General features: G+C 56.5%; 16 protein-coding genes. 12 read left to right on the top strand and 4 right to left on the bottom strand.

Translation table 11 applies throughout. The features are described 5' to 3' along the window. Nucleotides 1–4 precede the first annotated feature (4 nt). The 12 genes from ABIE63_RS07125 (at nt 5) to ABIE63_RS07070 (ending at nt 16,520) form a co-directional block, all read left to right on the top strand. Nucleotides 5–715 (top strand): HAD-IA family hydrolase, encoded by a 711-nt coding sequence (locus ABIE63_RS07125; RefSeq protein WP_354503770.1) that lies wholly within the window; start codon nt 5–7, stop codon nt 713–715. Next, the gene (locus ABIE63_RS07120) at nt 706–2,811 is read left to right on the top strand and encodes an AsmA family protein (RefSeq protein WP_354503769.1); all 2,106 of its coding nucleotides are present in this window, start codon (nt 706–708) and stop codon (nt 2,809–2,811) included. Before ABIE63_RS07125 ends, ABIE63_RS07120 begins: the two co-directional genes overlap by 10 nt. 3 nt (nt 2,812–2,814) lie before the next feature. Then, nucleotides 2,815–3,525, top strand: coding sequence for an ATP12 family protein (locus tag ABIE63_RS07115; RefSeq protein WP_354503768.1), 711 nt, complete (start codon nt 2,815–2,817; stop codon nt 3,523–3,525). Nucleotides 3,526–3,926: 401 nt separating this feature from the next. After that, nucleotides 3,927–5,459, top strand: a complete 1,533-nt coding sequence (locus ABIE63_RS07110; protein ID WP_183416524.1) for an acyl-CoA carboxylase subunit beta — start codon at nt 3,927–3,929, stop codon at nt 5,457–5,459. A 33-nt stretch (nt 5,460–5,492) separates the two neighbouring features. Next, a complete protein-coding gene (locus tag ABIE63_RS07105) occupies nt 5,493–7,472 on the top strand; it encodes an acetyl/propionyl/methylcrotonyl-CoA carboxylase subunit alpha (RefSeq protein ID WP_354503766.1) in 1,980 nt (659 codons plus the stop codon). Nucleotides 7,473–7,493: 21 nt separating this feature from the next. Further along, complete coding sequence (locus ABIE63_RS07100) at nt 7,494–7,916, top strand: hypothetical protein (RefSeq protein ID WP_354503765.1); 423 nt, start codon at nt 7,494–7,496, stop codon at nt 7,914–7,916. Next, complete coding sequence (locus tag ABIE63_RS07095; RefSeq protein WP_354503764.1) at nt 7,913–8,188, top strand: acylphosphatase; 276 nt, start codon at nt 7,913–7,915, stop codon at nt 8,186–8,188. The genes ABIE63_RS07100 and ABIE63_RS07095 overlap by 4 nt, the downstream gene beginning before the upstream one ends. Before the next feature lie 76 nt (nt 8,189–8,264). Further along, nucleotides 8,265–10,508, top strand: coding sequence for a DNA topoisomerase IV subunit A (gene parC / locus ABIE63_RS07090; RefSeq protein ID WP_354503763.1), 2,244 nt, complete (start codon nt 8,265–8,267; stop codon nt 10,506–10,508). A gap of 126 nt (nt 10,509–10,634) precedes the next feature. Beyond that, nucleotides 10,635–11,231: a biotin transporter BioY gene (locus ABIE63_RS07085; protein WP_183416529.1), complete on the top strand. Its 597-nt coding sequence runs from the start codon at nt 10,635–10,637 to the stop codon at nt 11,229–11,231. A 366-nt stretch (nt 11,232–11,597) separates the two neighbouring features. Further along, on the top strand, nt 11,598–12,698 hold the full coding sequence (locus ABIE63_RS07080) for a TRAP transporter substrate-binding protein (RefSeq protein ID WP_354503762.1): 1,101 nt from the start codon (nt 11,598–11,600) through the stop codon (nt 12,696–12,698). A 77-nt stretch (nt 12,699–12,775) separates the two neighbouring features. Next, on the top strand, nt 12,776–13,834 hold the full coding sequence (locus ABIE63_RS07075) for a TRAP transporter small permease subunit (protein ID WP_354503761.1): 1,059 nt from the start codon (nt 12,776–12,778) through the stop codon (nt 13,832–13,834). A gap of 22 nt (nt 13,835–13,856) precedes the next feature. Next, nucleotides 13,857–16,520, top strand: a complete 2,664-nt coding sequence (locus ABIE63_RS07070) for a TRAP transporter large permease subunit (RefSeq protein WP_354503760.1) — start codon at nt 13,857–13,859, stop codon at nt 16,518–16,520. 91 nt (nt 16,521–16,611) lie between these two features. Here ABIE63_RS07070 and ABIE63_RS07065 read toward each other — a convergent pair whose 3' ends face one another. From ABIE63_RS07065 to ABIE63_RS07050, 4 genes are read right to left on the bottom strand one after another with little or no spacing between them, the layout of a single operon-like run. Beyond that, nucleotides 16,612–17,358, bottom strand: coding sequence for an arginyltransferase (locus tag ABIE63_RS07065; RefSeq protein ID WP_354503759.1), 747 nt, complete (start codon nt 17,356–17,358; stop codon nt 16,612–16,614). Then, nucleotides 17,345–17,887: an RDD family protein gene (locus ABIE63_RS07060; protein ID WP_354503758.1), complete on the bottom strand. Its 543-nt coding sequence runs from the start codon at nt 17,885–17,887 to the stop codon at nt 17,345–17,347. The genes ABIE63_RS07065 and ABIE63_RS07060 overlap by 14 nt, the downstream gene beginning before the upstream one ends. Before the next feature lie 59 nt (nt 17,888–17,946). Next, nucleotides 17,947–19,122, bottom strand: a complete 1,176-nt coding sequence (locus ABIE63_RS07055; RefSeq protein ID WP_354503757.1) for a PLP-dependent aspartate aminotransferase family protein — start codon at nt 19,120–19,122, stop codon at nt 17,947–17,949. Further along, a complete protein-coding gene (locus tag ABIE63_RS07050; protein ID WP_183416536.1) occupies nt 19,119–20,513 on the bottom strand; it encodes a pyridoxal-phosphate dependent enzyme in 1,395 nt (464 codons plus the stop codon). The genes ABIE63_RS07055 and ABIE63_RS07050 overlap by 4 nt, the downstream gene beginning before the upstream one ends. Nucleotides 20,514–20,529 lie beyond the last annotated feature (16 nt).

Raw genomic sequence — 20,529 nt, 5'->3', positions numbered from 1 at the left:
ATGTGTGAAATTGAAACTGGTTGAACGGTTACATGGCTTCCGCCTGATTATTTTTGACATGGACGGTACGCTGGTCGATAGCCAGCATCACATCGTGTCCGCCATGGGTGAAGCCTTTGGCGGTGTCGGCTTGCCGCCGCCGGATGGCGAGGCTGTTCGTCAGATCGTCGGATTGACGCTCGAAGACGCATTCTTGCGTCTGGCCCCCGCGGATACGCCCTTGTCGGTTCACCAGGAACTGCAGGTTCTCTTTAAGCGGGCCGCCATCGCGCAGCGTGACGTGCCTGGATATCAAGAACCGCTTTACGAGGGCGCTCGGGAGATCATTCATCAGTTGGACCTACCGGATGTTTGTCTGGGGATCGCCACCGGCCGACCGCGTCGTGGTGTCGACTTCAGCCTGGCGCTCCATAAACTTGAAAACCGCTTCGTAACGATCCAGACGGTGGACAGCAATCCGGGAAAGCCGCATCCCGGTATGGTTCAGCAGGCCATGGCCGAAACCGGAGCAGATCCCGAGGAAACGGTTGTGATCGGCGATACCTCATACGATATGATGATGGCAAGAGCGGCCGGTGCGGCCGCAATTGGCGTCACCTGGGGCTACCACGCCGAGGAAGCATTGCTTTCGGCCGGCGCACAAGTGTTGGCACGGGAAATGGCGGCTTTGCCGGCGATACTTGCTGGGTTTAGGAGGATTGGTTCATGCGCTTGAAGCATTTTTTGATTGGGTTTCTGGTACTGATTGTTGCTGTGCTGGTTGCCGGGTACGCCGTGATCAGCAGCCTCGATATCAATCAGTATCGCGACGAGATAATCGCGCAAGCGGAAAAGGCCACGGGTCGCAAGGTGCGGATCGACGGCCAAATGGACCTCAAGGTTTCCTTGACGCCGGCAATTGTTTTGAATGACGTCGGACTTGCCAATGCGGCCTGGGGCGACGCGCAGGAAATGATGTCAGTTCGCAGGTTCGAGCTTGAGGTCGCGTTGCTGCCGCTGCTTTCCAGCCAGATACAAGTCAAGCGTCTGGTTATCGTCGAGCCGACCATTCTGCTTCAGACAAACGAACAAGGGGACGGGAACTGGGCTTTTGATCTGGGCGAAGAGAAGAGTGTTGGTTCTGATAGCGGTTCCGGCGGTGACGGTGATATTCAAGCCAGTGTTGATGAACTCCTGATCGAGCAGGGTCGGCTCATTTTCAAGGATGGCCAGAGCGGTGAAACGCTCTCCTTGACGCTCGACCTAGTGCGCGCGACGGCGGCGGGCGTTGATACGCCGGTTGGAATAGAGGCGGCGGGCAGTTATCAAGAAGTGCCCTTTGCCGTTAACGGCACCTTGGGTTCCTTGGCGCAACTCACCAACCCGGATGCTCTTAAGAGCTTGGCGTTGAAGGGGAGTGTCGGGAGCGCAGAGTACTCGGTCGAGGGCAAGGTCGGACAGTCCGCGTCGGGACCTCAGGCGGACATCTCGATGACCTTCGTAGCCAATTCATTGGATGATTTCGCGAAGTTGTCCGGCGCCGAACTGCCGCCGATCCTCGATATCAATATTTCCTCCAAGGTCGTGGCCGAAGGACAGAGCCTGCGTCTGAATGATTTGCAGGCGAAGATTGGCAACAGCGACTTGACCGGGAATCTGGCTCTTACAAGTGGAAAGACGCCCAAGATCACGGGGGTTCTCCAATCCGAAAGCATAGATTTGCGAGACTTCACAGGGCCTGCGAGCAAGAGTGAAGGTGCCGCTGAGGCCGTGGATAACTCCCCCTATGTTTTCAAGGAAGAGCCGTTTGACCTGCAAGCACTTCGCACGGCGACTATGGATGTAAAGTTAGCTGTCGGCTCTTTTGTTCTGGATGAGAAGGTGGCGCTGGAGCAAACGCAACTCGCTCTCGGTTTGCAAGACGGCAAACTGACCGTGACACCGCTCAAAACCCTATTTGGTGGGGGGCAAATCACTGTTGAGACCCTCCTGAATGCAGCTCAGAAAAACCCAAGCTTCAATCTAGGCTTCGGTGCGGCCAACATCGACTACGGTCGAATTCTGCGCGAGCAGGGTGTCTATAAAAAGATGCAGGGTACCATTAGTTCCAATCTGGATCTGACAGGTGCGGGAACCTCTCCTCGAGCGATTGCATCTTCCTTGAATGGCAAAATCCTGATTGAGGGTGGTGAAGGTGTCCTTGACGACAAGCTGCTCAAGGTCCTGACTGCCGGTTTGGGTGATCTCCAGAACCTCTTCAACAAAGACGAAAGCAACAAGCTCTATTGCATTCTGGTCGACTTCGACGTTGAAAATGGTCTGGCCACCAGCAATGCCATTGTCATTGCCAGTGAGGTGCTGACGGTTTCAGGGGCGGGGACCATTGATCTCAGAACCGAGAAGCTCGACCTGCTTTTCGATACCCAGACCAGTCAGGCCAGCCTTGCCAGCCTTGCGATACCTTTCCGGGTCGGCGGCACGCTAAAGAATCCCAAAGCGTCGCCGGACGTAGCCGGAGCAGCGGCGGCGCTCGCCAAAGCCGCGGGTGTAGCCATCAATCCGGTTGCCGGTATCGGGGCTATCGTCGGCCAGCAAACCAGCACCAGTGGTGGTGCGACCGGCGCCGATGTTTGCAAAGTGGCGGTCGAAGAAGCCGGTACCGTCCAACCATCGCCAACGGGCGGTATACAGGAAACCATCACCAATGCGCCTAAGTTGCTGCAAGATACGCTAACGGGCGGCGCGTCGGGCGGCACGACTGACGGGAGTAGCGGTGGCAGTAATCCGGTTCAGGGTGCAACAGAGGGGCTGAAAAAGCTCTTTGGGAATTGATGCATGCTGCCTGGTTACAAGTCTGCCGACCGTTTCTATGAGAGCGCGATAGCCGAGCCGTCGCCGGATGGCAGCCGCGTTCTGCTCGATGGCCGACCTTTGAAGACGCCATTGCGTGCGGAACTGCGACTGCCGACTTTCGCCATGGCGCAGGCTATTGCGGAGGAGTGGAACAGGCAGACCGACAAGATCAATGTCTCGGACATGCCATCGATGGCATTGGCTTGCACGGCACTGGACCGAATAGCACCAAATCGCGAGGAGATGGAGGCAACGCTGCTGTCGTACGGAGGGAATGACCTTCTGTGTTACTGGGCGGAAGGGCCGGCATCTCTTCTTGAGCGGCAACGAAAGGAATGGCAGCCCATTCTTGATTGGGCAGCCGGCGAACTGGGTGTTGAACTGACGGTCTCTGTCGGCGTCATCCATCAACCACAACCAGAAGAAGCCCTGCAAAAGATTTCGGAAATACTTTCGGCTTTGGATGATTTTCGGTTGGCGGCCTTGTCCAGCATCGCCGCTGCGACAAATTCGCTGCTTGTTGGATTGGCTATGCTCAAAGGGCGTCTGGGGCCGGACGAGGCATTCTCCACGGCGGAACTTGACAGTTTGTATCAACAAGAGTTTTGGGGTATTGATGCTGAGGCGGAGAGGAACAGAAAGGCATTATTAAAGGAATTACAAGATATTAAGAATTTTATTGAATGTATTTGATTAATTAAAAATTAAATTAAAATTGTCGGACTTCACGAAAACGTGAACGAAAAGCTTGCAAGGATTCGTATGTGATGCGTAAACTTTTGACCGTAGCGAGGTCGTGGTTTCACGCCTGGCCGGGATTTCCTGTTTGTCGCTTTGGGAGAGGAGATGAACAGGAATTCCATTCGGACCCGACTGGTCGTCCCCTTCGGTAGCTGGGTCCGTCCTTCGAGAACCCATTGAGAGGGTGTTCTCTAATATCCGACCGATAGCGCAAGTAAGTGGCGCTATCGGTCGTTTTTTCTTCCCCTTCCGTTCATTTTGCGGCGCAGCGCTGATGCTTGGCGTGACGGCGGGACCGTGCTATCAGCAAGCACGACCTTGATGACACAATTCCTTCATGGGGGACCGCATGCATGCAGGACATAATCCGTCAGCTTGAGGAAAAGCGTGCCGCAGCCCGTAGCGGTGGGGGTGAGCGTCGTGTCGAGGCGCAGCATTCCAAGGGGAAATTGACAGCCCGCGAGCGGATTGAAGTTCTGATGGACCACGGGTCCTTCGAAGAGTGGGATATGTTCGTCGAACACCGCAGTCATGACTTCGGGATGGAGACGCAGCGTGTGCCGGGTGACGGCGTGGTGACGGGCTTTGGTACGATCAATGGCCGGCCCGTTTTTGTATTCAGCCAGGATTTCACTGTTTTCGGCGGCTCTCTTTCGGGCGCTCACGCAGAAAAGATCTGCAAGGTTATGGACCAGGCAATGCGGGTTGGCGTGCCAGTAATAGGTTTGAACGATTCCGGCGGTGCGCGCATTCAAGAAGGCGTCGATTCACTTGCAGGCTATGCCGAAGTGTTCCAGCGAAATGTGTTGGCGTCGGGTGTCGTGCCGCAGGTCTCGATGATCATGGGGCCTTGTGCCGGTGGTGCGGTTTACTCACCTTCCATGACCGATTTTATCTTCATGGTCAAAGATAGCTCCTACATGTTCGTCACCGGTCCGGACGTGGTGAAAACCGTGACTCACGAGACCGTAACGCACGAAGAGTTGGGTGGGGCAATCACGCATACCACGAAGTCTGGTGTGGCGGACCTGGCTTTCGAGAACGACGTCGAGGCGCTGATGGAACTGCGCCGTTTCATGGGGTTTTTGCCGGGTTCTAACCGGGAAGAAGCGCCGCTGCGGCCGACCGAGGATCCGGTGGATCGCGCCGAACATTCGTTGGATAGCCTTGTGCCAACCAATCCGAACAAACCTTATGATATCAAGGAACTAATCGAGAAGGTCGTGGACGAGGGCGAGTTCTTTGAACTTCAGCCAAGTTATGCCGGCAACATCGTCATCGGGTTCGCACGTTTCAACGGTCAATCCGTGGGCATTGTCGCGAACCAGCCGATGGTGCTGGCGGGTTGTCTGGATATCTCCTCCTCGATCAAGGCGGCTCGCTTCGTCAGGTTTTGCGATTGTTTCAACATTCCGATCGTGACTTTTGTCGATGTTCCCGGGTTCTTGCCGGGCACGGCGCAAGAGTATGGAGGCATCATCAAGCACGGCGCCAAGTTGCTTTTTGCCTATGCGGAAGCAACGGTTCCGAAGGTCACGGTTATTACGCGTAAAGCCTATGGCGGCGCTTACGATGTTATGGCGTCGAAGCATTTGCGTGGCGACGTCAATTATGCCTGGCCCACCGCCGAAATCGCTGTCATGGGTCCGAAGGGCGCCGTGGAGATAATTTTCCGGCAGGATGCGGGAGATCCCGAAAAGATCGAGGCCCGGACGGAAGAGTACCGCAAGAAGTTTGCCAATCCTTTCGTCGCTGCATCGCGAGGCTTCATTGACGATGTGATCATGCCGCGCAATACGCGGCGGCGCATCTGCAGGGCGCTTTCGATGTTGCGGGACAAGCAACTCGAGAACCCACCGAAGAAGCACGACAATCTCCCGTTGTAGTCCGCTGTCAGCTTGCAAGGAAGCATCCAACCGATGAGCCAGAAGAAACCCTTCGACAAAATACTGGTTGCCAACCGTGGTGAGATTGCCTGCCGGGTCATACGGTCGGCGCAGCGCCTGGGTATCAAGACGGTTGCCGTATATTCCGAAGCGGACGCCGGAGCCCTGCACGTGGAAATGGCTGATGAAGCTGTTCTCATCGGACCGGCAGCGGCGGCGGAATCATATCTGGTTATCGAGCGGATAATTGAAGCCTGCAAGAAAACCCAAGCCCAGGCCGTTCACCCGGGATATGGCTTCCTATCCGAGAACACGGCCTTTGCCGAGGCCTTGGCTAAAGCTGGTATCGTCTTCATCGGCCCGCCGGCGCCTGCCGTTGCCGCGATGGGCGATAAGATCGAATCAAAAAAGCTCGCGGCAAAGGCGGGGGTCAGCACGGTGCCCGGTACGATGGGGCTTATTGCGGATGCTGATGAGGCCGTAAAGATCTCAGGTGAAATCGGTTATCCGGTGATGATCAAGGCATCGGCCGGCGGCGGCGGCAAAGGCATGCGTGTCGCCTATGATGATGCGCAGGCAAAGGAAGGATTTCGCTCGGCCCAGAACGAGGCGCGATCCTCCTTTGGTGATGACCGAATTTTTATCGAAAAGTTCATCGAAGAACCGCGTCATATCGAAATTCAGGTGTTGGCCGACAACCATGGGAAGGTTTTGCATCTCGGCGAGCGCGAATGCTCCATTCAGCGCCGCCACCAAAAGGTTATCGAGGAAGCGCCGTCGCCGTTTCTTGACAAGAAAACGCGATCGGCAATGGGCGCACAGGCGATAGCGCTGGCCAAAGCTGTGGATTATAGCTCTGCGGGTACCGTTGAATTTATCGTCGATAAGGACCGCAACTTTTATTTTCTGGAGATGAACACGCGATTGCAGGTCGAACATCCGGTTACTGAAATGGTGACCGGGATCGACTTGGTGGAGTGGATGATCCGCGTGGCTGCGGGCGAGCCGCTGGCTTTGGAGCAGGAGGACATCGGCTGGAAGGGATGGGCCATCGAGACCCGGGTCTATGCCGAGGACCCGAGACGCAATTTCCTTCCGTCCATCGGTCGTTTGTCACGCTACCGCGAGCCGGAGGGAGATGGCGTGCGCGTCGATAGCGGCGTTGTGGAAGGCTCCGAGATTTCCATGTTCTACGATCCCATGATCGCCAAGCTGGTCACTTGGGGTGAAACCAGAAACAAAGCGATAGACCGTCAGCGGGCCGCACTTGGTTCGTATTACATCCGCGGCATCAACCATAATATGGACTTCCTGTCCGTGGTTCTGGGCCAAGAGCGGTTTCGTGAGGGGCGTCTGACCACGAATTACATAGCTGAAGAGTTCCCGGACGGTTTTGAAGGTATCTCCCCAACAGCGGAAACAGAGAATCTGCTGGTGGCCGCCGCGGCAGTGTTGCGCTTAATTCGCGAAGAAAGGGATTCCGTGATCTCCGGTCAGGCGGTGCCCAACGATTGGGTGGCGCGTTACGGCTTGACGGAAAGGCCGATCTCCGTGATGCGGAAAAGCGAGGACTTTTGGGTCGAGTTGGAGGGGCATAGCTTGACCGTCAGCACGTCGTGGCGCCCTGGAGATCTGCTGTTCAAAGGCCGGATCGAGGGGCAGCCGGTAGCGGTTCAATTGGATCGCAGAGGCCCTGCAGACCGTCTATCGCTGGAAGGTGAGGCCCTGGAAATACAGGTGCTGCGTCCTCGTATCGCAGAGTTGGCACGACTGATGCCGGTCAAAGCGCCGCCCGATCTCTCCCGGTTCCTCCTGTCACCGATGCCTGGGCTTCTGGTTTCCGTCGCGGTTACCGAGGGTCAGGAGGTCAAGGCGGGAGAGGAACTTGCGGTGGTCGAGGCAATGAAGATGGAAAATATCCTTCGTTCGGTAAATGATGGTGTGGTTTCCAGGGTTTGCGCAAAGCCGGGTGACAGCTTGGCTGTGGATCAGGCCATCCTGGAGTTTGAGTAGCCGATATCCGAGTGAGACTCCATGCAGCAGCTCGAACATCCGAGCGAGGAAACCTGGGACGAACGGCGCCTCTGGTTCGAGGAACACCGACAAGCAGCAGCAAGCCAGGGAGTCGGTCGACTTTCCGAGCAAGCTGAGGCACTGGTAATCGAGATGCAGACGACGTTCTGCGCCGGTGCCTGGGCCGCAACTGTTTTACTCGCCGCCGCTGTGGTGGACGCGCAGGAATTTCATCGCGGGTATCCGGAGAGTCGATCGTCGGAGGATCGCTCCTGGCTGCGGGGACTGCGCAACAGCCTTCTACATGAGAATCGCAGTCAGCCAGCCTTCACGATCGAGGATCATTGGACACGACGTGAAGAGTGGGGGCGCCATGCCCGGCGTGCCGTGCGGATGGCATTCGATGTGCTTTATGCGCTGAACCAGGGAGGGCGGAGGAAATGAAAGCCGTCACCGCAATTGTTTCCGGGCGCGTTCAGGGAGTCTGGTTCCGCGCGTGGACGAAAGAACAGGCAGGCGAGTTGGGGCTTAGCGGTTGGGTGAGAAACCGCCGCGATGGTACCGTGGAAGCGCTGTTGTGCGGTGATACCGCGTCGGTTGATCGCATGCTTGTGTTGCTGAAGGAGGGGCCGCCGTTGGCGAAGGTTGTTGCGGTTGACTGTCAAGTGTGGGCAGGGGATATCCCGGACGATTTTGCTCAAATAGCCACGCTTTAAGGTCTGATGTCATCTTGATCTTGTAGCTCTATCTCGTGGCGACTACCATATATCGCGTTTAAATCAAGGAGACTCCATGTCCGCAGCTAAGATCGAGAACGGCGGAAAGATACAGCCTGTGCGCTTGGCGGATGCGCTGTCCGAGCGGTATCTCAACTATGCGCTCTCGACCATCATGGCGCGTTCCCTGCCAGACGTGCGCGACGGATTGAAGCCGGTCCATCGCCGCTTGCTATACGCTATGCGGCAACTACGCCTGAATCCGGATTCACCGTATAAGAAGTCGGCCCGCGTGGTCGGTGACGTCATCGGTAAGTTTCACCCGCACGGGGATCAATCCATCTACGACGCCCTTGTGCGCTTAGCGCAAGATTTTGCCTTGAGGTTCCCGTTGATCGATGGGCAGGGGAACTTCGGCAACATCGATGGGGATAACGCGGCAGCCATGCGCTATACGGAAGCGCGGCTGACAGCTGTCGCCGAGGCGTTGCTTGCGGGTATCGATGAGGACACCGTCGACTTTAGGGCGACATACGACGGCGAGGGCCTGGAACCGGTCGTTCTTCCGGCGGCCTTTCCGAACCTGTTGGCGAACGGCTCTCAAGGTATCGCGGTGGGGATGGCAACATCGATTCCGCCGCACAATGTCGAGGAAATTTGCGATGCACTTCTGCATCTGATCAAGAGCCCAAACGCAACGATCGAGAAACTCGTAGATCTGATGCCAGGTCCCGATTTTCCAACCGGTGGCCTGTTGGTTGAAGACCGCTCCGCATTGGTTGAAGCATACCGCACGGGCCGAGGTTCATTCCGCGTCCGGGCGCGCTGGGAGCAGGAGAATATCCGTGGTGGCGGTTATCGGATCATCATCACAGAAATTCCTTTCCAGGTGCAAAAATCGAAGCTGATTGAGCGCATTGCCGACCTTCTGCATCAGAAGAAACTTCCGTTGCTGGCCGACGTCATGGATGAATCGGCCGCCGATGTTCGTATCGTCTTGGAGCCGCGTAGTCGCAACGTCGAACCAGAGATGCTGATGGAGCACCTGTTCAAGCAGACAGATTTGGAATCACGGTTCGGCTTGAACATGAACGTTCTGGACGCAAGCCACACACCCAGTGTCATGGATTTGCGTCAGGTTCTGCAGGCTTTCCTCGACCATCGGCATGAGGTGCTTGAGCGCCGGACCCGACACCGCCTGGGGCAGATCATCAAGCGTTTGGAAATGCTTGATGGGTATCTGATTGCCTACCTGAACCTTGACGAAGTTATCCGGATCATTCGCGAAGAGGACGATGCCAAGGCCTCATTGATCGCCGCATTTGATCTGACTGAAGGGCAGGCTGACGCAATCCTCAACATGCGCCTGCGCAATTTGCGTAAGCTGGAGGAGATGGAAATCCGCAAGGAGCACTCTGCTTTGTCCGAGGAGCGTGCCGATCTGGCGGCGCTACTGGAGGACGAACCGAGGCGGTGGCGTGTAATCTCGGAACAGATTGCCGATATTCGCAAAACCTTCAGCAAAAAAACCGATCTCGGGCGCAGGCGCACTCAGCTTGCTGAAGCACCGGCCGACATCGTCGTTCCCTTGGAAGCGGTCATTGAACGCGAGCCGGTGACTATCCTGTGTTCCGACCGTGGTTGGATACGTGCCATGAAGGGGCACATGGATGACCTGTCGAGCGCCAAGTACAAGGACGGTGATCGCGAGCGTTTCGCGCTTCGCGCCCATACGACGGATAGATTGTTGGTCGTCGCCACGAACGGACGAATTTATACCCTCGGGGTCGACAAGTTGCCGGGCGGTCGCGGTTTCGGAGAGCCGGTCCGTTTGATGATCGATCTACCTAATGACCATGATGTCGTATCGTTGCTGGTTCACAAACCGGGGGGACGGTTGCTGTTGGCTTCGTCGGACGGACGTGGATTTATCGCAAAGGAAGATGATCTGATCGCCCAGACCAAGAATGGCAAGCAGGCCCTCAATGTCAGCGGTGAGGTTGAGACGCAGGTTTGCCGCCGGATTCCGGAAACGGCTGATAGCGTCGCGGTGGTCGGTGACAATCATAAACTCCTGGTGTTCGGGCTTGATGAACTGCCGGAAATGTCACGCGGGCGCGGCGTTATGTTGCAGCGATACCGCGATGGTGGGCTTGCCGATGCACAGGTGTTTCAGCGATCGGAAGGCTTGAGCTGGACGATGGGTGGAAGCGGCGAGCGGACACGTACCGAAACCGACCTAACGCCGTGGTTGGGTAAACGCGCTTCTGCGGGTCGATTGCCGCCGCGTGGCTTTCCGCGCAGCAACCGGTTCGACTGATCGTCCTCATTTGCAGAGGATGTATACTGGGGCTATGCAGATGCCTGGGCCATGCTATAAGGCATGAATAAAGACCGTGGAACGAGCGTACACGACGCTCTTTCCTGCCAATAGAGGAGGTATTCAATGACAACATATGCAGCCGGACAGCCAGCACTTTCTGCTGTGATTTGGCCCGCTTCCGACGGAGCTTCAAAGGCAGCGCGTGCGCTTCTCCTGGTCGTTGTCGGCAGCCTGGCACTGGCCGTTTCGGCCAAAGTAAAGGTGCCATTCTATCCTGTAGACATGACCATGCAGACCTTTGTCGTGATGGTCCTGGCTATGGCCTATGGCTGGCGGTTGGGGATGGCGACGGTCGCGCTCTACCTGGCCGAAGGATTGATGGGGTTGCCGGTATTCACCGGAACGCCGGAGCGCGGTCTGGGCCTTGCCTACATGCTGGGTACGACAGGCGGGTACCTTGTCGGAATGCTGGTTGCGGCCGGTATCGTGGGGTGGCTTGCCGAACGCGGGTTTGACCGCAACGTCGGCTCCACTTTGGTTGCAATGATGATCGGCACGTTTGTGATCTTCGCCTTGGGCCTAGCTTGGCTTGCCAGCCTCATCGGCTTCGACAAGGCCATCACCTTCGGGTTGATGCCCTTCTTGTATAGTGAAGCTTTGAAGATCGCTTTGGCAGCAGTGCTGATGCCGTTGGCATGGAAACTCATGGCGTTGCGCTGATCGGAAAAGTGGGTTCGTCGAATAGGAATTTTCTATCCGCGTTGCAGCATTGTAGATTCGATTTTACGGTAATTTTCACCGGATTCTGTTAGAAAGGGCGGGCTTATACCCGCCCTTTTTTCCTTGCATTTATGTCAGGTTCCGTACTTGTTCCCGCATTTTTGCTGCAATGCGGCATTTTTATGCTCAAATTGCCATGAAACAGCTTTGCTTTTCCAAGACGGTCTTATAGCATCACACCCGATCGCAAGTTCGGTGATTGGCAGGGGTCGGAGCACAACAACAAAATCGCTCCGAGGCTGATAGAGCGGACTTAGGCGTAGTCTAAAAGGCACGTAATAAAAAAAACCACGGGAGGTTTAACGAATGAAACGGCGCGATTTTCTTAAAAATGCAAGTGTTGCGAGTGTTGGTGCGGCAGCGGCGGCTTCCACCGCTTTTCCCGCTCCGGCAATTGCGCAGCAGCGCATCGATATGGCGATTGTGAGCACCTGGCCACGCGATTTCCCGGGTTTGGGAACCGGCGCGCAGCGTTTTGCGCAGCGTGTTTCGGACCTGACCGAGGGGCGCATCAACGTCCAGTACTTTGCGGCAGGCGAGCGCGTCGGCGCGTTCGACTCTTTTGACGAAGTTGCTTCCGGCAACGCGCAGGCCTATCACGCTGCCGACTATTACTGGAAGGGCAAACACCCGGCTTGGGCCTACTTCACAGCCGTTCCTTTCGGGCTCACCTATACCGAAATTAATGCCTGGATTCGCTTCATGGGCGGCCAGCAACTTTGGGACCAATTGGCTGGAGACTTCGGCCTCAAGTGCCTGATGTGCGGCAATACGGGCGTGCAGATGGGCGGTTGGTTCAACAAGGAAATCAACACGGCCGATGACCTCAAAGGTCTGAAGATGCGTATTCCTGGGTTGGGCGGTGACGTCCTGGCCAAGTTGGGCGCGTCTCCGGTTTCACTCCCCGGTGGCCAGATTTATGAGAACCTGATTTCCGGCGCCATCGACGCAACCGAGTGGGTTGGCCCCTGGAATGACCAGGTCATGAAGTTCTACGAGGCTGCCAAGTACTACTACTATCCGGGTATGCATGAGCCGGGCGCGATGTTGTCGCTGGGTATGAATGCATCTTGGTGGGGCACGCTTTCCAAGTCGGATCAGCTTGCCATTGAGGCGGCTTCCTCGATGGAAAACGATGTCATGATGTCGGAGTTCAACGCCAAGAACGGTACATCTCTGACACAGCTCATCAAGGAGCAGGGTGTCCAGCTTCGTAAGTTCAGTGATGAGATTTACGATAGCTTCGGCGAGGCATCTGATGAAGTGTTTGACGAGGTCCGCGCACATAGTGACTTGGCGAGCACCGTCCATGATAGCTTTGTAGCGGCTCGTGCCGACGTTGGTGGATGGGGTAACCTCGCCGAGGTCGCCTATATCACTCAACGTAACCGCGTCCTGGGCGTCTGAGCTTAAGGCTATTTCATGAAGTAGGGATGGAGCCGTGAACGGCTCCGTCCCGCTCATGGTATGAGAATTCTGAAATCATGTCTGTAGATCTCGACGCTACGCGGCCTGCCGCTTATGCGGATGAAAGCTATCCGTCATGGGTTTTGCTGTTGCGCGCCCTGACGTGGTCGCTGACGGCTGTCGTGCTTTTGTTTCTGATCAACAACTACCTTATTTTCTGGCGTGGCTGGCCGGGGGTCACCGGGCTTATGGGAGACCTGGGGTGGCTCGGCGCGGATTCGAAGGGGAGCGATCTGACCGGTGCGCCCTTGTTTCAAGCAAGCGCGCAGACGCTCGGTTATGTTCTCGCAGTGTTGGGTTGTAGCTTTTATGCCTTTCGGTCGAGCAAGACGCGGTTGCGCACTGATGTGGAGCGCCTTTCCGGCGTTGCCGCCTTTATCGCGCGTGCCGCCTTCTGGTCCGTTCTACTGATCGGATTGGCGGACGCCGCCATATCATTCCTCCGGGTTGAAGGCTTTCTTGAGAGCGTTGTCGGGAAAGGCCTCTCTGACAGCTTGGGCCGCCCTCAGTTTCGCGGAGATTATGTGCATTACCCACTGATTGGGGCCTCGCTGGTAATTGCGGCCTTAACCCGGGGTATCAGCTTTATCTGGCTTGCGACGCTGGTCGTCTTTGCTGAACTGCAGATCGTGGTGGCGAGGTTCATTTTTTCCTATGAGCAGGCATTTATGGGTGACCTCGTGCGATTTTGGTACGCGGCGCTATTCCTGTTCGCCAGCGCTTACACTTTGATCGAAGGTGGGCACGTCAGGGTCGACGTGCTCTATACGCGCTTCACGCCGCAACGCAAAGGCTTGGTGAATGCGTTGGGGGCCTTGTTGCTCGGGATTCCTCTTTGTTGGGTCATCCTGATCCGCGGCATGTGGGAAAAATCGTTCATTATCAATAGCCCGCTGCTGAGTTATGAGGTCACACAGTCTGGCTTCGGTATGTACAGCAAGTACCTAATGGCGGGGTTCCTGGCGATTTTTGCTGTGACCATGATGATTCAGTTCGCCAGCTATTTATTGGAAGGCGTAGCAGACGCCAGGGATGAGCCCGGCCGTCGTGACCTTGACAGCGAGGCGGGCCACTAAGGCGCGCGTTTAGGATACAATCATGGAACTTTTCTTCCTGGCTCTGCTCATCCTAATCATGGCCTCTGCTTTGGCATCGGGTTTTCCCGTGGCTTTTGCTTTGCCAGGGTCGGCGATCCTGACCATCGGCGCTGCGGCGGCGGCGGGATACCTTTTTGCTGGAAATGCATCCGAGTACTTTACGCAGGACGGGCCTATCCAATGGCTGAGTGCCGGTGTTACCAACTTCCGGGGCGTCTACTGGGAAGTTGAACGAGATACTCTGATCGCCATTCCTCTATTCGTTTTCATGGGGATCATGCTCCAGCGGTCGAAGATCGCCGAGGACCTGCTCGTCACCATGGCCCAGTTGTTCGGCCCAATACCCGGTGGCCTGGGTATCTCCGTTGTGTTTGTGGGTGCGCTTCTTGCCGCGACAACCGGGATCGTCGGCGCCACGGTCGTCGCCATGGGTTTGATTTCTCTGCCTGCCATGTTGCGCAACAATTATTCCAAAGCCTTGGCGACGGGCACCATCGCAGCCTCCGGTACGCTCGGGCAGATCATCCCGCCTTCGATCGTCCTTATCATCCTGGCCGACCAGTTGGCGAGCGCCTCGGATCAGGCAAGCACGGCTCGCAAAGCAGCCTACAAGCTAGCGACTGGCGAATTCTCGATGCCGTCCGAACTGGATGTGGTTTCCACCAGTGCTGGCGATATGTTCCTAGGGGCATTCATTCCGGGCATCTTGTTGGTCGGCCTCTATATGGTCTTCATTCTGGTCGTCGCCATCATCAGGCCAAAGCTGGCGCCTGCAGTCCATTATGAAGGAAAATACGACGCCCGCTTCGCCATCAATGTGGTGTTGTCGCTGGTGCCGCCGCTGGCGCTTATTGTCGCCGTGTTGGGGTCAATCTTGCTTGGTATCGCAACTGTCAACCAGGCAGGTGCCATCGGCGCCGTTGGTGCGACGATCATGGCAGGTTATCGACTAAAGGAAGGGGAGAAAGGCGCCTACATCCCGGCGATTCTCGCCATCTTGTCGCTCATAGTCATATTCGTGCTGTTGGCGTATTTTGATCTGAACATCAAGAGCATGGATACGCGCGATGATTACATAGGCGTCTCTCTTGCTCTGGTGGCCGTCGCGGTCTTCCTGTTTGCGGTTTTGTGGAGCGGCTGGCGAACAATCAAGATCGGTGACACGCTTAAGGGAGTGATGATCGACACCGCGAAGACCACCTCGATGGTTTTTATCATCCTGTTGGGCGCCGCGATGTTGACGGCCGCATTCCGCGCCTTTGGTGGTGAAGAGCTCGTGCGTGAGTTCTTGACCGGCTTACCAGGTGGTTTCTGGGCACAGTTCTTTGTTGTGATGGCGGTGATTTTTGTCCTGGGGTTCTTCTTGGACTTCATCGAAATCGCGGTTGTTGTGGTGCCGATCGTGGCGCCCATTCTCCTGGCCGATCCGGGTGCCAATGTCACGGCGGTCTGGCTGGGTGTAATGATTGGCCTCAACATCCAGACGTCGTTTTTGACGCCGCCCTTCGGTTTTGCTCTCTTTTACCTTCGTGGCGTGGCTCCGCCCATCGTTAAGACGTTGCACATGTACAAGGGTGTAGTGGCCTTCATCGGATTGCAGCTTGTGGCGCTGGTCATTGTGGCGTTCCTGCCAAGCTTGGTGAATTACCTTCCAAACCGGGTCTACCTAACGTCCGAAACCGCACCGCCGCCTTTGAATCCGCGTTTGCAGGCCTGCATAGAACAGAACCTCTTCACCTATTATGACGAGGAGGGTGATAGCTTGCGCGCCAGTATCGCAGCTGCGCGCAATCTTGATATCGGGGCGCTGACCAAGGATGATCAGAGTGATCTGAATGCAGCTCTGGAGAAGGCGTCGGAGATTTTTGAGAGGGTAGCGGCGGTCCGTGCGGCCCAATCCGCCATCGACGCTTACCTGCCCGACTACAAAGACCTGCATCTCAGTGTGCGCGCCGCGCAGGCGGACATTATCAAGATCAAAGACGAACTGAGCGATTTGAACCAAACCTTGACGCGAATCTCGCGCGCCGAGGAACCCAACACCAAACGGATCGAGCGGATCAAGAGCAGGATCGCCGAGTTGGAAGCTATGTCCGACACGGCCTTGGCAAGCATTCCGGATACCTGGGAAGAGAAGCACGCGGCCTATGTGAAGCTGGCCAATGAGCACAAGAAGCAACTCAACCTTTATCGCCGGACGTCTGACGGCTCTTACGAGGCCGTGGCAGCTATCAAGATTAAGATAGACCAGACCGACGCCTTGGTGGCTCTTGCCGATGATATGACAGCGCTTGAAAACCTGTTGGCTTCCAGTTCATCGGAAGAAGCCCAGGATCGTTTGAAGGAACTGGAAAGCCGTCTCAATGAAATCGATGGCACAAGCGACATCAAATCGCAGCTATCTAAGGCGCGACGGGAGCTTCGCAAGGAGGGTACCGATCAACAGGAGGTCGCGGAGCAGCTGGCAGCTGCGCTGCAAGCTTATGATGGCGAAGTTGCTTGGCGTCAGAAGGCACAAGGAGCGCTGTTGTCGGGGTTGAGTGCCTATGAAGGCGCGATCAAGCACAACCTCGGTTTGCGTCAGCAACGCCGCTTGCCGGATGACATTGCGCTGGATGTGGCCGCCTGCCGATCACACCACAACGATGTGTCCCTGAGCTTCTGATTTCCTGAGGTTTTGACACGGGGCCTTGGGTCGTATTGATCAGCCGCGGGTCCAATATCCCGGAGGGGACGTTGGGCCCGTAGTGCTTTGATCAATCACGAGGGGGCTTGGTTTGGCGCCATTGGCCGCCCCGAAGTTCCTGGAGTGGTTGAAAGCGGTCCTTGTAGGCCATTTTACGGCATTCTGGAATCCAGTAGCCCAAATAGACGAAGGGCAGGTGTCTCGTCCGTGCTTCAGAAAGCGCCCAGAGCACCGCTTGGGTTCCCAAGCTCCGCCTCTCTTCATCCGGCTCAAAGAAGCTATAGACCAGGCTTGGACCATCCTGGAGCCAGTCAAACAACAGACAGGCAAGCAACTTTCCGCCGCTTGTCCGAAACTCCGCTATCTGTGTATTAACAGGGGTGTCCTCAACCATGTTGCGGTAATCGCTAGCCGTCATCCCGGACATCTCGCCGTCATCATGTCGAGAATCGAGATAACGCCGGAACAGCGCGAAATGTTCGGCGGTAGAAGCAGGTAGCACCAACGTCGTTCTCAAGTCGCGGTTTCGGCCCATGATGCGTTTTTGACTGCGAGTCGGCGCAAATCCCAAAGCGTCGATGCGCACCGGGCGGCACGCGTCGCAATTGCGGCAAGCCGGGCGATAGACATACCGCTGGGACCGTCGGAACCCTGCCCGTGACAATTCGCTGTACAGCTCTGTTGTTGCGGCCGTTGGCTCCAGCACGGTGAGAACCTTGCGCTCCATTCGACCGGGCAGGTAGGGGCAAGGAGTCTCGGTCAAGATGTGTAGCGGTTGGATGCGCTGGGTGCCGGATAAGCGATCAGGGCCAGCCATTATCTCTCACCTCACGCTTGATAGCTGCGCAGCCTGCTGCCCGTACAACCACCGTACCGGCAAGAAAATCGTGCAGGCAGCGTCGCCTCGTGTTGAGGAAAGCGACCAGTAGGATCAACCAGGTGCTGGGCATGACTGTGGCGAAGAAGATAGCGCTGTGGAGAAAGCCTTGAGCCATTGACGCCGGACTGCCGTCCCAAGAGCGTACTTCGAGATCAAACAGCGCCATCGCCGGAGATGCGCCTGTCTTCCCAATGAAATAGCTGTGATAGAGCAATGGTAAGAAGGCAGCCATCAGAATACCTAGGGGTACTGTAAGAGGCGTAAGGGCGAAGAATGAGGCCACCGTCAATAGCCCGACCACTCCCCATAGCGTAACGCCGAGAAAGAACAGCACTATCATGTCCAAAAACCAAGCCAGAGATCGGCGCAGAGCCAGCCCGTCATAGAGTTCCGGATGCTCAAGAGCGTCGGGCGCTTCACCTTCCCAGGCTGCATCGCCCGTTCGGGCCGGGAAATGCAGTTTCATCGGTAAATGCCCATCTCTCATCCCACGCATCATCTTTCATAGGTAGTGGGAAAATCCGGTCAGGCCAAGGCCTGTTCGACGTCTGCTATCAGATCGTCAACGTCCTCCACCCCGACCGAGAAACGGACGAGACCGTCGTCTATGCCTAGCGCGGCCCGACGATCCGGGGGGATCGACGCATGCGTCATGATAGCTGGGTGCTCGATCAGACTCTCGACGCCCCCCAGGGATTCGGCAAGTGCGAATAGCTCGACCCTTTCCAGGAAGCGTCTGGCTGCCGGCAATCCGCCTTTCAGGACCGCTGTCACCATGCCTCCGGCGCCGCCGGTCATCTGGCGGTTGGCCAGGGCTTTCTGCGGATGACTGTCGAGCCCCGGATAATACACCCTGTCGATCTCCTCGCGGCTCTCCAGAAATTTTGCCATCTTCAAGCCATTGCTCGAATGACGTTCCATGCGCAAGGCAAGTGTCTTCAAACCGCGGAGCACCATGAAGGAGTCAAAAGGTCCTTGCACCGCGCCGACGGAATTTTGCAGGAATGTCATCTTCTCGACCAGCTCGGGGCGGTCGCCGACCACCAGAACCCCGCCAACGACATCGGAATGCCCGCCCAGGTACTTGGTTGCCGAGTGCATCACCATGTCAATGCCATGGTCGAGGGGACGTTGGATGTAGGGCGAGCAGAAGGTGTTATCGCAGGCCGTGATGATGTCGTGCTTTTTGGCCAGGGCAGCGACGGCTTCCAGGTCCACGAGCTTCAGGAGCGGATTGGTGGGGGTCTCTATCCAGATCAATTTTGTTTCAGGGCGGATCGCTGCCTCAAGCTTGGAGATATCGCTGAGATCCACGTAGCTAAAGTTCAACCCTGCGGACCTGTGCCGAACCCGTTCAAACAGGCGATAGCTGCCGCCATAGAGGTCATCCATGGCGATCACGTGACTTCCGCTATCCAACATATCCAGAGCCGTTGCTATCGATGCCAGGCCAGAAGCGAAGGCAAAACCGGCAACGCCATTCTCCAGATCTGCGATGCATCGCTCATAGGCAAAGCGGGTAGGATTGTGGCTTCGGCTGTACTCGAAGCCTTTGTGAACGCCGGGGCTTTCCTGAACATAAGTCGAGGAGAGCGAGATCGGTGGCATAATGGCTCCGGTCGTGGGGTCCGGGCTCTGACCCGCATGGATGGTCCGCGTGGCAAAGGAAGGACGGTTTGGTCGCTTTTTTTGTTCTGTCATCTCATCCTCAAACGAAGGTGATTAAGCAAGTCCATACGGGTAATTAAGCCAAGAAACTGCCGACCGCTCATCACAATGGCGACATGTCCCCGATGGAAGATAGGCAGCAATTCGCCAATGGGGCTGTCTTCGGATACGACCTCTAGCTGGCTGGTCATTGCCTCGCGGACCGGCGTCTTGAACTGAGCCTCGTCGCCAAAAACCTTCAGCAGGATGTCTTCCTCGTCCAGAATGCCGACAACCTTGCCATCGTCGTCGAGCACCGGAAGCTGGGAAATATCGTAAAGTTTCATACGGCCATAGGCCATCAACAGGGTATGATCGGGCGCAGCTACCACTGTGGCCCGATCCGTATGCCGCCGTGAGATAAGATCGCGCAAGTCGCCGGTCGGTTCGCGTTCCAGGAATCCCTGGTCCAACATCCAGTAATCGTTGAACATCTTCGAGAGGTACTTGTTGCCGCTGTCGCATACAAAGGTGACGACCCGCTTCGGTTCCGTTTGTTCACGGCAGTACCGAAGCGCGGCGGCGATCAAGGTGCCCGACGAAGACCCGGCAAGGATGCCTTCTCTGGCCAAGACATCCCGGGCTGTCAAAAACGCCTCTTTATCGCCAATGGTGTAAGCCTTCTTCACCCGTGTGAAGTCAGCGATGGGCGGCAGAAAATCCTCACCGATTCCCTCCACCATCCAAGAACCGACATCGCTCGATATCTCACCCGTCTCGACATAGTTCGTCAGGATGGATCCTTCCGGGTCGGCCAGGATCATTTCCACCGCCGGCGCATTCTTTGCAAAGAAGTTGGATAGGCCGGTAATAGTGCCGGCCGATCCAACGCCGCAGACGACGGCATCAAGCCTGCCATCCATTTGGGCAAGAATCTCTGGGCCGGTCGTTGTCTCGTGAGCAAGGGGGTTTGCGGCGTTGCCGAATTGGTTGACGAAAAACGCGCCTTCCTCCGCGGCGATACGCTCGGCCATGTCCTGATAATATTCAGGGTGGCCCTTACCAACGTCCGAGCGGGTCAGAACGACCTGTGCGCCCAATGCCTTGAGGTGGAATATCTTCTCCTGAGCCATCTTGTCCGGCACGACGATGATAAGGCGGTAACCTTTTTGCGCGGCGACCAGTGCAAGTCCCAGCCCGGTATTCCCTGCGGTCGCCTCGATCAGGGTGTCGCCGGGTTTGATATGCCCTTCGGCTTCAGCCGCCTCGATCATTGACCGGCCAATACGGTCTTTGATGGAGCCGCCGGGGTTCTGGTTCTCAAGCTTCAGGTAGAGCTCGCACGGTCCGGTATCGATATGATTGATGCGGACGAGCGGCGTATTGCCAATGGCCTCCATCACATTCTGAAAAACCGGAGCGGCGGCGGTACTCTGGGCGGTCATTAATCGTATATCCTTC

The organism is Limibacillus sp. MBR-115, assembly GCF_040549425.1.
GTDB classification, from domain to species: Bacteria; Pseudomonadota; Alphaproteobacteria; order Kiloniellales; family CECT-8803; genus Limibacillus; species Limibacillus halophilus.
Note: the sequence above shows the minus strand (reverse complement) of the source record. Positions and strands in the feature narration are given on the sequence as shown.

Excerpts from the sequence above, each read along its gene's own strand:
- ABIE63_RS07060 (WP_354503758.1), bottom strand. The coding sequence starts at position 17,887 with ATGAAACTGCATTTCCCGGCCCGAACGGGCGATGCAGCCTGGGAAGGT.
- ABIE63_RS07115 (WP_354503768.1), top strand. The coding sequence starts at position 2,815 with ATGCTGCCTGGTTACAAGTCTGCCGACCGTTTCTATGAGAGCGCGATA.
- ABIE63_RS07070 (WP_354503760.1), top strand. The coding sequence starts at position 13,857 with ATGGAACTTTTCTTCCTGGCTCTGCTCATCCTAATCATGGCCTCTGCT.
- ABIE63_RS07110 (WP_183416524.1), top strand. The coding sequence starts at position 3,927 with ATGCAGGACATAATCCGTCAGCTTGAGGAAAAGCGTGCCGCAGCCCGT.
- ABIE63_RS07075 (WP_354503761.1), top strand. The coding sequence starts at position 12,776 with ATGTCTGTAGATCTCGACGCTACGCGGCCTGCCGCTTATGCGGATGAA.
- ABIE63_RS07105 (WP_354503766.1), top strand. The coding sequence starts at position 5,493 with ATGAGCCAGAAGAAACCCTTCGACAAAATACTGGTTGCCAACCGTGGT.
- ABIE63_RS07120 (WP_354503769.1), top strand. The coding sequence starts at position 706 with ATGCGCTTGAAGCATTTTTTGATTGGGTTTCTGGTACTGATTGTTGCT.
- ABIE63_RS07080 (WP_354503762.1), top strand. The coding sequence starts at position 11,598 with ATGAAACGGCGCGATTTTCTTAAAAATGCAAGTGTTGCGAGTGTTGGT.
- ABIE63_RS07050 (WP_183416536.1), bottom strand. The coding sequence starts at position 20,513 with ATGACCGCCCAGAGTACCGCCGCCGCTCCGGTTTTTCAGAATGTGATG.
- ABIE63_RS07100 (WP_354503765.1), top strand. The coding sequence starts at position 7,494 with ATGCAGCAGCTCGAACATCCGAGCGAGGAAACCTGGGACGAACGGCGC.
- ABIE63_RS07095 (WP_354503764.1), top strand. The coding sequence starts at position 7,913 with ATGAAAGCCGTCACCGCAATTGTTTCCGGGCGCGTTCAGGGAGTCTGG.
- ABIE63_RS07085 (WP_183416529.1), top strand. The coding sequence starts at position 10,635 with ATGACAACATATGCAGCCGGACAGCCAGCACTTTCTGCTGTGATTTGG.
- parC (WP_354503763.1), top strand. The coding sequence starts at position 8,265 with ATGTCCGCAGCTAAGATCGAGAACGGCGGAAAGATACAGCCTGTGCGC.
- ABIE63_RS07055 (WP_354503757.1), bottom strand. The coding sequence starts at position 19,122 with ATGACAGAACAAAAAAAGCGACCAAACCGTCCTTCCTTTGCCACGCGG.
- ABIE63_RS07065 (WP_354503759.1), bottom strand. The coding sequence starts at position 17,358 with ATGGCTGGCCCTGATCGCTTATCCGGCACCCAGCGCATCCAACCGCTA.